Source organism: Rhodopirellula sp. MGV (assembly GCF_002251265.1).
GTDB lineage: Bacteria > Planctomycetota > Planctomycetia > Pirellulales > Pirellulaceae > Stieleria > Stieleria baltica_A.
The window spans coordinates 16,234-29,348 of the sequence record NZ_NPDI01000045.1; the positions used below are offsets into that span (position 1 = coordinate 16,234).

The 13,115-nt window shown below is 54.5% G+C and carries 12 protein-coding genes; all 12 read right to left on the reverse strand.

What is annotated here, in order from left to right; all coding sequences use genetic code 11:
- Nucleotides 1-131: 131 nt before the first annotated feature.
- Nucleotides 132-2,660, reverse strand: coding sequence for an O-antigen ligase family protein (locus CGZ80_RS16290; protein ID WP_094416342.1), 2,529 nt, complete (start codon nucleotides 2,658-2,660; stop codon nucleotides 132-134).
- A 200-nt stretch (nucleotides 2,661-2,860) separates the two neighbouring features.
- Nucleotides 2,861-3,160, reverse strand: coding sequence for a hypothetical protein (locus CGZ80_RS16295; protein ID WP_094416344.1), 300 nt, complete (start codon nucleotides 3,158-3,160; stop codon nucleotides 2,861-2,863).
- A gap of 104 nt (nucleotides 3,161-3,264) precedes the next feature.
- The gene (locus CGZ80_RS16300; RefSeq protein WP_158222732.1) at nucleotides 3,265-3,954 is read right to left on the reverse strand and encodes a PEP-CTERM sorting domain-containing protein; all 690 of its coding nucleotides are present in this window, start codon (nucleotides 3,952-3,954) and stop codon (nucleotides 3,265-3,267) included.
- Between the two features lie 517 nt (nucleotides 3,955-4,471).
- Complete coding sequence (locus CGZ80_RS16305; RefSeq protein ID WP_094416348.1) at nucleotides 4,472-5,416, reverse strand: serine protease; 945 nt, start codon at nucleotides 5,414-5,416, stop codon at nucleotides 4,472-4,474.
- A gap of 150 nt (nucleotides 5,417-5,566) precedes the next feature.
- Nucleotides 5,567-6,052, reverse strand: a complete 486-nt coding sequence (locus tag CGZ80_RS16310) for a hypothetical protein (protein WP_143543971.1) — start codon at nucleotides 6,050-6,052, stop codon at nucleotides 5,567-5,569.
- A gap of 32 nt (nucleotides 6,053-6,084) precedes the next feature.
- Complete coding sequence (locus tag CGZ80_RS16315; RefSeq protein WP_094416352.1) at nucleotides 6,085-7,467, reverse strand: glycosyltransferase WbuB; 1,383 nt, start codon at nucleotides 7,465-7,467, stop codon at nucleotides 6,085-6,087.
- A gap of 127 nt (nucleotides 7,468-7,594) precedes the next feature.
- Nucleotides 7,595-8,500 (reverse strand): glycosyltransferase family 2 protein, encoded by a 906-nt coding sequence (locus CGZ80_RS16320; RefSeq protein ID WP_094416354.1) that lies wholly within the window; start codon nucleotides 8,498-8,500, stop codon nucleotides 7,595-7,597.
- The gene (locus CGZ80_RS16325; protein WP_198953714.1) at nucleotides 8,497-9,111 is read right to left on the reverse strand and encodes a hypothetical protein; all 615 of its coding nucleotides are present in this window, start codon (nucleotides 9,109-9,111) and stop codon (nucleotides 8,497-8,499) included. The genes CGZ80_RS16320 and CGZ80_RS16325 overlap by 4 nt, the downstream gene beginning before the upstream one ends.
- A 414-nt stretch (nucleotides 9,112-9,525) precedes the next feature.
- A complete protein-coding gene (locus CGZ80_RS16335) occupies nucleotides 9,526-10,584 on the reverse strand; it encodes an acyltransferase family protein (protein ID WP_094416360.1) in 1,059 nt (352 codons plus the stop codon).
- A gap of 96 nt (nucleotides 10,585-10,680) precedes the next feature.
- Nucleotides 10,681-11,895, reverse strand: a complete 1,215-nt coding sequence (locus CGZ80_RS16340) for a glycosyltransferase (RefSeq protein WP_094416362.1) — start codon at nucleotides 11,893-11,895, stop codon at nucleotides 10,681-10,683.
- Between the two features lie 23 nt (nucleotides 11,896-11,918).
- On the reverse strand, nucleotides 11,919-12,164 hold the full coding sequence (locus tag CGZ80_RS16345) for a glycosyltransferase family 4 protein (protein WP_143543972.1): 246 nt from the start codon (nucleotides 12,162-12,164) through the stop codon (nucleotides 11,919-11,921).
- 17 nt (nucleotides 12,165-12,181) lie between these two features.
- Complete coding sequence (locus CGZ80_RS16350; protein ID WP_094416366.1) at nucleotides 12,182-13,096, reverse strand: glycosyltransferase; 915 nt, start codon at nucleotides 13,094-13,096, stop codon at nucleotides 12,182-12,184.
- Nucleotides 13,097-13,115 lie beyond the last annotated feature (19 nt).

The following is a 13,115-nucleotide window of genomic DNA, read 5'->3' on the forward strand; positions in this document are numbered from 1 at the left end:
CGCTATCGCGAAGGCGGCTAATCGAAACACCAGCGACCATACATCGGCCGGAACGCGATCGCGTGCGGTTACGTGTATTGCGAAACGAAACCACCGAGCAAGGATTCGTCGCCTCATCCACTACGGAATTGCTAGTTGGATTTGGATGATGCTTCGGCTTTTAATCCGGAGAGTTCTTGCTGCAGTTTTCGTAACGTCGAATCCTCAGGGAATAAATTGCTGCCGATACGCAATTGCCAGGTTGCTTGCTCCAGGTCGCCCGTTTCGATCATCCAGCGGACCGCTTGCGTTCGCCACTTTCGTTGATCGGGGACTTCGTTTAGCGCCATCAACAACGCCTCGACCGCATCCTCTTTCTGCCCCAGCAACCACAATGCTTCGGAACGCAATTGATCCTTCTCGCCGGCTCCGAACTCGCGACCAGTGAAGCCATCGACGGACAGCTGACGCAAACATTGCTCCGCCAAAAACTGAAACGGTTCTTCCCAGCCGTGCTGCTTGCACTCGACCGCTCCGGCAAAACAGGTTTTGGGGTCATCTGGAAAGATCGCCATGAGGACTTCCTCGCTCAGGTCCTCGCGTCCCACCGCATTCACAATCGGTGCCACGTAGCGATTGGAAAAATCCATCGATTGCTTCCAGTGCGGGATCGCGGCTTCGAGCCCCGATATTTGATGAAGGATATTCCCCGCGACGAACGCCAACTTCGGATCACCCGGGTGCATCACACGACCATAAAGCACGAGCTCAAGCTGCGCATCCATACTCATCCCGGCCGGAGGATAGCGTGCGATCCAAACATACGGTTCCCAGGCGATCGGGCACATCCGTATGATTTCTTCGCACTGCGCCGTAATAAACGGCCCCATCTTGGGATTCTCTTTGCCCCAGTCGTACCAATCGTCCGTCAGGATACAAGTCCGTATCAGCTCGATCCGCCGGAACATGTCTTCCGGCGTCACCTTAACCGCCGCCGACATCGACTTGATTGCCGCGTTCGGCATCGACCCTTCTAACTCGTGCATCGCCGTACGGTGATGGCTTTCGGCCAACCAATACCGGCGTTTGAAACGAATCGTGTAGATGGCGATACCGCATACCAAGAGCGCAATTGCGAGGCGACAGGCAAAACCGAAATGCGGTCCCAACCATGCACCTTCTTCGACTTCGGCGAGTGGCTTCGGATCAGCCGCTGAACTGCGACGACGTCTTGACTGACGCGATCGCTCCATCGCCCCTGCGGCTGCTGGCTGAGAGCACAACAGTGCGGCAACAATCACGGCGAACGCTCCGGTCGCAGGAAGACGCAATCCGAAATCGACAATGCTGTGAAGCGAAACGGCGAACACGCCAATCGCAGCGCCGGCTGACAGAGCGTCACGGCGACATGTTCGGTACGCCACCCAACAAACCGGAATTGCGACCAACAACAACGAAACGAATCCTGCCAAGCCGTACTCATTGAGCACATCTAACAATTCGTTATCAGCTCGCAATGCGACGCGACCTTCGGTGGTCCAGTTTTCGTCGGCAGGGACGTAAATCTTTTCCCAGTGCCGATACGTTTCACCGCCTGAACCAAACCAAGGAAACTCTGGCACACTCGCGACCGCAGCACGCCACAGGACCCATCGCCCGTCGGAAGCATAACTATCCGATTCACTGAGCATCGTTAGCCGTGATTCATAAACGCTGAATCCTGCCCAGATCAAAAACAACAGCACCGGTGTCCCGATCATGATGAACATGCTGATCGATCGCGTCGCGTGCTTGAATTCGAATCGCCGTAATCCGACAACCGCAACCGCGATACAGGCGGTCAAAATACCGCCCCGCGACACACACATGATCAAACTCGCGATCATGAACGTGATCGCCAACAATAACCACGTTGCACTTCGGTCGGACAAAATCATGCGCGGCCAATGACGCCCCATGTCTTTCATCGAGTCCAACAGTAACCCGATCGCCAACCCAAGGCAAAGGTTGAGATAGAACGGGTAGTGATTGCGGTTGATGAAGGGGCCGAATCCCAGACCACCTTGCATCTTGTAGGTCCAGTAAACCAACCCGTCATGCGACCCGACGTGCTGCGCGATCCCAAAGATCGCCAATGCGACGCCCACCACCGTTGCCGCGACACTGATTCGCCGCAGCACCAGTCGTGGTGAATCAAAACAACAGGTCATCGCGAATAGACAGCCTGCCGCGACCACGCGAAGCAAAAACTGATAGCTACCGTGTGCGTACAAACCCAACTTATTTCCCGCTTCCCAGCGTTCCAAGCCTGAGCCTTCGGCTGGCAACGACGACGCTTGATCGAGTAATCCAATCGGAGCGGACCAGGGCTGCACACCGGGCGCGAGCGTGTTAACCAGAGAGGCTGGCAGCGCGATCTGGTGCAACGCAGCAACGGACACCAAACCGATCAAGCCGAGCACGACGATGAGGCCCATTCGGCCCGCCTTCCACTGCGGCGGCTCGCCGAACACCAAGCGAACGACGAAGGCCAGCAACGCGATGCTGAGGGCGAGTGTCAGTCCGAATTCACCATCGGGATTAACACTGCCGAACGGCCAAGGTGAGAGCAGAACGATTCCGACGAGCACGCACTGGATGACCGTTTGGCAAACCGCCGAAATCCGATGTTGAGAAGTCATTAAGGATAAGCAATCACCCCACAACAGCTCGACTGTCGCTCACCGGCCGCCGGGGAAACTGGCTGGGAAGCAGGCCGTCGGCCTCAGAAATTAAACAGCGAGCAGGGTACAAAAAAAGGGCAGCCACCTTGGTGACTGCCCCTGTGTTCTGTGCGTCTAAACGACAATCCGCAAGAAGCAGATCGTGCGGTTAAGCCAGCCTAAAAGAACAAAAACGATGGAGGCCCTGGAGGCGGGAATGGAGGTCCGCCTGGACCACCTGGAGGGAACGGTCCACCTGGTCCACGGCAAAATGGACGTGCGGTGTATTCCCATTCCTTCATCAATTCCGGCTTCGCGGTTTCAGCCAACAGCGAGTCGCCAGTGGTCGACACGACCGCGGCGCTGGCTTGGCTGGTTTCGCCTGACTCAACCGATTGCGGAGCGGCTGCGGCCCACATTGCTGTGGCCAGCATCGCGACCGACAGGACGCTCGCACCGGCAATTCTAAATTTTCCCATATTCAATCTCTCTGGTTCGAAGTATCCGCCTTCGTACAAGTGATCGTATCCCCCCAACCGATTGTGGGCAAGGGCACGAACCTACTAGCCAAGCTCTTTCAAGCTTAGTTCGAGCGTTTGCGGCGACGGGTCAAAAACAGGCCACCTACTGCTACGATTGCAAGCGAGGAAGGCTCAGGAACGACATTACCCGACAATGCAAAAATCTGGTCTTCCGTTTCGATGCCGTTGGCTGTTGAGAACGAAACACCGTCCATATCGCTATCGCCAACACCCGAACCCCACAACCAGTAGGTGTCGTCGGACACAGGAGCAGGTGAAGGAATGTTAGCAGTGACAGAGAACCAGTAATCGCCGGCATCAAGACGGAACGGGTTCAAAGCCGCACCGTAGCCGAAGTAATCACTGTAGCCAGGAGCCCCTACAGGGCCGCCAGAAACCTCGCTGTACATGCCCAAGCCAAGCGTTTGGGATTCCAGTAGTGCGCCAGGAACGCCGCCGGCATTGCCGTAGACGCTGACGGTGAACGAATCGGCCATGTCGATCAGGAGGTCACCGGTACCGTTCTCGAAGTAAGCACCAAGCCATGCTGCACCGTCGATTTCGGTTTGCTTGCCGAGCGAGAAATTGTCAAATGTGACAACGTTCCCTTCCATCGACGTAACCAGATTGGTGACCGCGCTGTACTCGTATTGGGAGTAAGCCACCCCTGCATTGCTGTCGCGGGCAGTCATTGCCACCATCGCGAGTCCGGCGGCAAACGCCACCAAGCGTTTGGTAATCAGCTGTTTCATTTTCATCAATTCCATGCGTGTCTAGATAGCAAGTAACGTTCCATCGGAAATTAAAAATGAGCCAGCAATCACTGCTGTGCTCAAACTGAACGCGACAACGGAATGTTGAACGCTTAGTCCGGTATCTCGAACAGCCCCGTCCTTCAATCTCCGATGTACGGCCCCACCACCCAATTCGGTTGATAGTTCCACCGGTTGGTCCAACACTTGATTAAAGAAACGATCGGTATCCGTTCAAGTTGCAAGTTGGCTGATTTTCCCTTTTAGGCACAATGGGAGCACCCCGCCCGGTGACAAAAGCCAAGGTGGAAAACCCACCCACTAAACCCCTCTTCTTGTGAGGTTGAATGTCGTCTTCGATCGGGACGTTTCAGCCGATGCCACCCGGCGAACCTCATCACCAACCGTTTTAAGACTCAAACCCACTTCCAAGGCCTCCCGTCGCCGCGTCAAGCAGCATGATCATTACGACCGCACGCATTTCAAGCTTGCAATTTTCGGATGACCAGATCGCCAATCAACGAAATCGAGACACCATGTTTCGGATATCAATCGGACCACAGTAATACGCCGCGCCATCACCGTTACCACTCGCGATCCCGACCAAACAACCGTCGCGATTCAATAACGCACTGCCGGAAACACCGAGCTCCGATGCGTGGGCAACTCGCCAACAATACTGGGCCGGCGAGTCGGCCATTCGCTTTATAAGTTTCAGCTCCACATCGGGCACTCGCGCGACGCTCGTTAAACCGGCAACCTGATTGTCAATCGTCCAGGCTGCTTGCAAATGTTTCAGCTTGTCATCGACGACGTCAGCCAACTCAACTGGCTCGGCAGACACCGGTGCATCACAGTGCACACGCACGTAGGCCAAGTCCTTATCAATATCTGATTCCAATACATCAACCTTTGATTCAATTGCGAAACGCTCCTTCGCACTCGCCTCGGTTGTGACTTCGACCAACCAACCCTCGATTCCTTCGATCACGTGCGCGGCGGTCAAAAAATCGAGGGTGCCGTCTTCGCGGTTGGCAATCACAATCCCGCTTCCCATCGATTCGCCGCCCTTGTCAATCAATCGAATCGAAGCATGAGTCGCAATCTCGCGTATCGCCTCGGTCGAAAGCGGCGACTTGCCATGACTTAACAGCTCACTGCTTGCTGGTTCACTGCTTACCGGTTCACTGCCTAGGTATTCACTGCTTTCGGCTCCAATGCTCGAATCCTGACTTGCGTCACCCAGATCCGACGTGCCGTCAGCAACCAACGGTCCGTCTTGATCCGAATCGTCACCGGATACCGCCAACCCGACACTCGCAGGTTTCGATTTGGCATCCATACCTCCCGCCCAAGTCGGCAGCCGACTTCGGTCGATCGAACCATCCAGGTTCGCCATCAAGATGTAGCCGACCTGACCTAAGATCAGCAGCCCACAAAAGAGGGTGACTAGAATTTTCATCTGCGCAAATCTCCACTGAGTCGCGGCTTAAACTTCATTGCAAATTCCCTGCAACAACAAAACCAGAAAGACGAAACGTTGGAGGCATTGCGTTTTGCAATGCCTCGTTCGTTTGCCGCGATCAAATTGCAGAGTACGTTCTGCAACGACCTAGCCGATCGAACGGCTACGATGCTCGACCATGGCAACAGGCGTTTCGTCTTTCGCACCAAAGCGAAGCCAATGCGTTAGCCTCGCCATGTATTCACACGCCAATCCGCCGGCGACCGTGTAACCGACATCCGCCCAGCTGAAGCCGCGTGTTGGAATCCAGTTCTGCATGAACTCAAAAATCAACAGGGCACCGACCAAGACAAACAGCACCGAATGACGCTGCAGCTTTTGGTGCGACGGGCTGAGCAGCAATGCCGGAATCAGACCGATTGCGACCGTCATGATGAAGGTCCGAAAATCGTAATAGACATCCATGAAGCTCGTGAACCATCCGGGCAGAAAAACGAGTTCCTTAGAAGACGGATGTGGCTTCAATACCGCGAACGCGGCGACACACAAGGTTGCCGCCGACCAAGTCAACACCAACGGCGCACGGTAACGCCGCAAAGACTCCACAAACGCAATGCGTGTGGAACGAGACACCAACCAATTCAACATCAACCACCTTAAGCTGGCTAAGACGCAGTAACTGCAAAACGTTCATCATCAATCGCACCCGTCGTCGCCTCTAAAGGCAGACCACAAACGGCGTGCAAATCAACCATCAACTGCGACAGGATCGCGTTGCGACTGAGATTCTCAATCGCATACTTTCGAGCCGCCCTTCCCAAGCAACCGCGAAGCGACTCGTCATCGGCGAGCTGACAGATCGCTTCGGCAAACGCAACACTATCTGACGGCGGCACCACCAAACCGTGCCCGTCAACCACATCGGCAATCTGCGTCCCAGGGTCGGCACAAGTGACGATCGCTCGCCCAGTGGCCAACATGCCCGTCAACTTGCTGGGCATGACCAAATCCGCCGCCCCGCCGCGCTGTGGCAACAAATGAATGTCGGCACAGTTCATCATCTCGTTAAAACGCTCCAGCGGCTGCAGCGGCAACCACTGGACGTTGGGCAGCCCGGCCGACAGCGCGACCAGTTCATCGTATGCCGCGCCGTGACCGGCGATCACGTAATGCAAGTCCGACCGTTCGGCCGTTTGCTTCGCGGCCTCGATAATGATTTCCAGCCCTTGTTTCTTTCCGACGTTGCCCGCGTAAAGCGCGATGCACTTCTCCGCAGGCAAATCAAACCGTGCACGCAACTCCGCGCGAAACGCGGCACGGATCTCCGGGTATTCGTCCGGATAGTCTTCTTCAAGCGGCCGCATCACTTCGCAGTCCACCCAATTCGGTAGCGCAGTGATCGCGTTTTCCCGCACACCTTTTTGATGCAATTTCAACATCATGTTCGGCGAGATGCTGGAAACGCGGTCGAACCGGCGCATCAAAAACGCCTCCACCGCCAGCACACATCGCTTCATAAATTGGTTCTTTAAAATCCCCAGCTCGAACGCCGCGTCGACTTCGAAATCTTGCACGTGCAACCAAGCCTTGGCGCCACACAAACGCGCCGCCAGCCAAGTCGTCGGCATGCACATCGCCGCCGGCTCCACCGTCATGATCACATCGGGGCGGGACACCAGCGCTTTCCATAACACGATCGGCGCGCTGGTCAGCGCGTAGCTGGCCAAGTGAATCACCCGCTTCAACCCGGTCACCTTCGCAGGCACCCAAACCGGACAGCGCCAAACCTCAACACGGCCCCAATGCGATTCGGCTTCCGATGAATCGCGTTCGCCGTCGGCGGCAAGCCCGTCATCGCCATGCACTTCTTTGCTGTACCGGGCCCCGGAAAACCCCTCACCGATCTCCCAGTGGGGATAGTACGGCGGCGTGGTGACAACGACCGAGCACACTCCGCGTCGCGAAAGGTCGTCGATCATCTCGCCCGAATACTTTCCGATCCCGATTTCCTCGGGCGAAAAGTTCAGTCCATGCAAAAGAAGTTTCAAATCAACAAAAACCTACAAAGAAAAGGCTGCCATCGTCGCAGTCTGGCAAATCTAATTAGGGCCGGCGAATCTGCAGGTGGAATTTCACCGGAGGATCAAACAAATTGTTTTCCGGCCATCACGTTCGTCAAGAGACTTCCAAAGGTTGCCCCGCTTGTGGTGCCGTTCGCACCGGCTCTGCGGCTCTGGGGTTGGCGTTGGGCTGTTGGCCACGCAATTCGCGAATCTTGCAATACACCTGGGTGAAGTACCCCAGCTTCAAAAGCGCGAACGCCAAACCACGCTTGCCGTCCAAGAACCCTCGCATCATCACGTAGGCGCCGAAGAAATAAACCACTCCGGCAAAGGGTGATTGAACCAGCCGATACTTCACCTTTTGTTTCAACGTCAGTTTTCCATGGTCAGTCTGCTGCTCCAACGATCGCAAAAACCGGTGCGCCTCCCATGACGAGTACTCGTTGTGCTTGGCGATATAGTGCGACACGTCGCGAAAGTCACGGTGATCGATCTTGCTACGCAGCTCACCGACCGGCCCCTCAATGACGGGATGCTCGTGAATCTCCATATCCAACTTGCTCCAGCGGTCTTCGTCGATCCGCTCGTATTCGCCTGCCCCCACGCGGAAGAGCGCTAGCTTTCGGAGCGGATAGCCGTACTTCAGTTCCTCGCGTAGGAAGTAAATCGTGTAGCGGAGCCAATAACCGTCACAATCGGATTGCGGCAGCGTCCGTCGCAGTTCGGCTTTGAACTCGTCGGTCAGGATTTCGTCGGAATCGAGAAACAATACCCACTTCGTTGCCGGGGTGTGATTGCGCAAGAACCAATTGCGTTTCTTTGGAAACATTCCGTCCCAGCGGAATTGAATCAGTTCGGCGCCGTAAGCCTCGGCGACTTCGGCGGTGTTATCAGAACTTTCCGAATCGACGATCACAACGGAGGAAGCGAGGTCGTGGCCGATCGCGTCCAAGCAGATCCCCAATCGGTCGGCATCGTTCTTTGCCGGGATCACGATCGTCAGATCAAGTGTGCTCATGATGTTGTTTCTCTCAGCTTTCGGTGCCCGACCAGCTTGGCCGGATTTCCTACGTAGATCCCGTCCGGTTCGGTGTTCTTGAACAAGACGCAGCGGGCGCCCACGACAGAGCGTTCGGCGATCGTCACCCCCGGCCCGACAAAGACCTCGGCGGCGACCCAGGCTTTCTCGCCAATCACGATCGGCTTGGCGATCAATTGGAAATCAGGATCATTGGGGTCATGGGTGCCCGCACAGAGGGTTGTTTCTTGCGAGACGATCGCACCGGCGGCCAAACGAATCGGCCCCATGCAGTAACAATTCACTTGGGGCCCCAAACAGCTATGCGGCCCCATCTGCAAATTCGCGGGCAACCAAACTCGGGCGCTGCCATAGACATGGGCTGACCAGTCAACGTCGGCCCCAAACAGTCGCAGCAGAGCGACACGATAACGATGCAGTGGCGGCGGCGTCCAAGAGGCAAAGACCGCCCAGACAAAATTCCAAAGCACTCGCAAAAGTCGATTACGAAGCGAAAAACTCGCCCCACCCTCCGCCGGCTTACTCTTGGAGGCGTCAAGCATTCCGCCGGCAGACTCGCTCGTAAATAATGAAGTGGACTTTGTAGACATCAAAAAGACACCAGGGGCTTAATAAACAGTCGCGAACTCTTCGATATTTCCATTTCCTGATCGCATGCCCATCCCACACCGCCCGCGAATGCCTGCCTTCCCTTTGCGAAAGCCAACGTGCAGGCGGTTAACATCAAGATCGATCTACGATGCGTAGTGATTCGCGGCAATCTCCAGCTAGATCACCACAGCGATACCCCAAGGCTGACGCTTTTCGAAAGAGCGAATGCCCCCGACACAAAGAAACAGTTCACAAAACCCTACTGCGACCCGGACACCTTCAATCCAACCGCTAAGCGCCCGGGCGGTTTTTAGCACCGATGCCACTGCTGTAAAGCAGCAAGAAATGCCGAGAGTGAACAAACCTGAAAACCGCCAGACGCTACACACCAATTAATTCGTTTGAATCCAAGGCTACGGAATACGTTTTGCGGGAAGAAGCCAAGAACGAAAATACTTGTAAAAATAGATTTCAGAGAATACGCACAGCAAGACGGTCACGACGACATAGAGCGCAAACTCCAACAAGGGAACACCAATAAACCCAAGGTACTTTGCATACACAACACCTTTGTAGTGCAACACATACAGCGAGAAGGAGATTGGTGCAACAAAGGCAAACAACTGAATCGTGTACCTAAATCCCAGCCAATTCATCTGCCGCCATAAGAAAGCGAGCCCCACCAACACAACGGATGAGACCAGGTGGCGCAACTCTAGCAAAGGGTGTTCACCAATGGACCAACGACGCCCTTCGAACATCCACCAACTGCACAAAACACACAAAGGCAACGTCGACAAGAGAACATAGGAAACAGGCACAATCGCATCCCGGAATTCAATGGATCCTTTCTTCCGGAGCACAGTTGCAAAATGAACACCGACCCACCAAACACCAAAATAAAGACAGATACGACTAACCGGATTTGGAATCAGTGCATACGAAACTCCGCCCAGAATGGCAAGCATACCGACCATGTGCGTGCGATGCTCTGCACCTTTCAACAACAGCACAAGCGGAAAAAGCATATAAAACCACCACTCATAGTGCAGCGACCAAAGCGGCGTTGCACCATAAACAGGGCCACAAATCACACCAGGTTTACCATACTTAAAATCCTGCAGCATCAGAAAATTGCCAAGCAATCGCCCTGGCGATTCCCAAACTGGCTCGAGATGCTCAATAGACTCCATCAAGAACATTGCGAGTACCGCGATGCCCCAGACAGAATAGATACGAGTAAACCGCTTCAAGAAGTACCTGCTGAATGGTTCAGCTTCACCTTCACCTCGACTAGTTGCCCATGCAATGACGAAACCGGAAAGGATAAAAAAGACCATCACGGCTTCTTGACCAAATTTGAATAAGTCCGCAAATATTCCGCTGCTTCCTAAGTTCAAGATGACTACATGACCAAGGCAAACGTATGTTGCAGCGAACCCACGGACTGCTTCTAAACGCACGAATTTCATTGCAAGTTCTTTTAAAGTCTATTCCAGGCTGCACACCGCCCCGATGCCCAATCTACCTTCAGTCGGAAACGCTGTTCCTTGACCCACAGCACAATATCAAACAACTTTCTCCAACGCGTCTACCAGGCGACGAGCTGCTGAAATCGGCAGGTAGCGTTCTTCGTAACAGGCTCGTGCTGCGTTCGACATTACACGGCGTTGGCCAGCATCCAACGATAACCATCTCTCCAGGCTACGCGTCACACCGACAATCGAATCGTCATCAACGATCGCCGCACCGGCTTGTTCGATTTCACTATAGATATTGACTTGATTGCTAATGACGACAGGCTTGCCGCATGCCAATGCTTCAACAACAGCAATTCCAAAATTCTCTTGGTGGCTAGGCAACACAAACGCATCGCAACCGTAAAACGCACCCCACTTCGTATCACCTTGCAACATCCCGGGAAAACAAACCAGCGGCCCGCTCGAAGAAGCGGTTGATGCCTCGGGTGGCAATAAATCTAGTTCACGTGCAAGTCGCTGCATTTGCTGTGCATACTCGTCATCAAGCGGACCGGCAATTACCAACGCTGGTATCGATTTCGAGCTGTCGCCGCTCTCACGTTCAGTTGCCTTTAATACCAAGTCAGCGTAGGCTCGCAACAGAAGATCGACGCCTTTCTTCGCATGAATGCGACTAAGAAACAACAAATAATTTCGCCCGGCTAAAGCCGGACATGCGTCCGCAAATTTTTGCGACATCGAGACATCGAATTGTGGTGGCGATGCGACACCATACCCGACATTCAATTCACAGCGAGGCTTGTAAGGGCGAAACGGCTCACGTGCCAACTCCAACTCACGCTGGCAGGTAAACAACATCGCGTCGGCACTGGACACGACCTTTTTTTCGAGCACCTTCCAATAAACCCAGTTTCGATACGCTTTCAATTTTCGCGACGGGTCGCGCTGAAACCAAGGGTCTAACATTCCATGCGGCATCACGAACACCGGCGTCGACTTCCCGGTGCGAGCATTGCTTTGCCGTACCGCTTTGGTTGTGGCGTAGGAATGATACAGCCAAAGGCCATGGATCAAAACAGCGTCAAAACGTTGGATATTTTGATCCAACCAAGGAACCAGCCCGGGGCAATAGGCCCACGGGCCACGGCCTTGGCCGAGTCGGTGAACTGGAAAGGGATCACTTACGCTTGGCGGAGAATCCGGATCGTCCAAGCAGGCAACCTCGTTCTGCACACCGATTGCTTCCAGGGACGGAACAAGATTACGAATCCCCTGACAAGGCCCTCCCGTAGAAGGGTCCATCGACGGAATCACACGCAACAATTTCACGAACCTTGTCCCCCGCTCGCACGCTGCAACACATCCTGATAGATCGATTCATATTGATCGAGCGCTCGTTGCGTCGAAAACTGCTTTGCGTTTTCGATTCCTTTTGCAATGACCTCAAACATTCTCTCGTCGGGAAGCTGCAGGATTTGTTGAATCAGCTTGGCACCATCGACCGCCCACTGATCGTCACCTGCGGTTAAGCGTCGATGATAGAACGCGGCTTCTCCCCCGACCTCTGTCATCGGTGCCGCATCCGTGGTTAGAACTGGCGTTCCACACGCCATCGCCTCGGCGATTGGCCAACCGAAGCTTCATCCAAACTTGGATAAACCAGCAGACTGGCGAGATTATAGGCAGCGCGTACCTGATCATCGGAAAGCCCGGTCAAGAACCGCACGCGACCACCATTTGGTATCGCTTGCGCCCGTGTTCGCATTGCTGCATTTGGCTCTGCACCGATCATCCATAACTGGCGTGGCCGATCGGTTTGCTGACACCATTGACGATAAAGTTCGATGACACCGATTCGGTTTTTGTACCATTGATTTCCGCCTATGCTAAGCAGGAACCCGATCTCCTGTTCGCTTTGCAGGACGCCGTCGAGATCCTCAATCGCAGTTTCTCGCGGCAACACTTCGAACGCCGAATTCAACCCATTGTGGACGACTTCGGAAGTGATTGGCTGGCGTTCAAGGAAGCGATGCAGGTCGGCACGGCTTTTGTGAGAGACCGAGACGAAGTGCTGTCCGAATCGAAAGCCTCGCCGAATCAAACGCTGGTACTGCTTGCCAGACCAGCCGGTCGAGTTTTCTGGAATCTCACCGAGAGCCGAACGCTGGGCCATGAAATCATGACAATGAATCACATGCGGGCGATTGCAAAGCGAGGGAACCCAAGGCCCGAGTGCTTGGTCGGTGACAACGAACAAGCGATCTCGCCCGACGCTGCGCACCTTGCGTTTCAGTTCACGTGGATAAAGGGCAAACTGGTCAAAGTAGCCCTTCCATTTAAATGCTCTTGCCTGCGGATCCGCGCCTTTGGTCAGAACCGCAGGTGCACTCCAGGCTTCCACCTGGTGCCCGCGCTGCAGCATCCCTTCAGACAGCATCCCATGAAAGCGAGGCATACTCTGCGAGCAGATCCACGCGGGGTGAGTGATAAAAACGATATGCATATTAAATTCGAAATGCACT

Bases quoted from the DNA above. Each gene is read 5' to 3' on its own strand.
- CGZ80_RS16290 (WP_094416342.1), bottom strand. From the start codon at position 2,660: ATGACTTCTCAACATCGGATTTCGGCGGTTTGCCAAACGGTCATCCAG.
- CGZ80_RS16295 (WP_094416344.1), bottom strand. From the start codon at position 3,160: ATGGGAAAATTTAGAATTGCCGGTGCGAGCGTCCTGTCGGTCGCGATG.
- CGZ80_RS16300 (WP_158222732.1), bottom strand. From the start codon at position 3,954: ATGAAACAGCTGATTACCAAACGCTTGGTGGCGTTTGCCGCCGGACTC.
- CGZ80_RS16305 (WP_094416348.1), bottom strand. From the start codon at position 5,416: ATGAAAATTCTAGTCACCCTCTTTTGTGGGCTGCTGATCTTAGGTCAG.
- CGZ80_RS16320 (WP_094416354.1), bottom strand. From the start codon at position 8,500: ATGAGCACACTTGATCTGACGATCGTGATCCCGGCAAAGAACGATGCC.
- CGZ80_RS16325 (WP_198953714.1), bottom strand. From the start codon at position 9,111: ATGTCTACAAAGTCCACTTCATTATTTACGAGCGAGTCTGCCGGCGGA.
- CGZ80_RS16335 (WP_094416360.1), bottom strand. From the start codon at position 10,584: ATGAAATTCGTGCGTTTAGAAGCAGTCCGTGGGTTCGCTGCAACATAC.
- CGZ80_RS16340 (WP_094416362.1), bottom strand. From the start codon at position 11,895: ATGGACCCTTCTACGGGAGGGCCTTGTCAGGGGATTCGTAATCTTGTT.
- CGZ80_RS16345 (WP_143543972.1), bottom strand. From the start codon at position 12,164: ATGACAGAGGTCGGGGGAGAAGCCGCGTTCTATCATCGACGCTTAACC.
- CGZ80_RS16350 (WP_094416366.1), bottom strand. From the start codon at position 13,096: ATGCATATCGTTTTTATCACTCACCCCGCGTGGATCTGCTCGCAGAGT.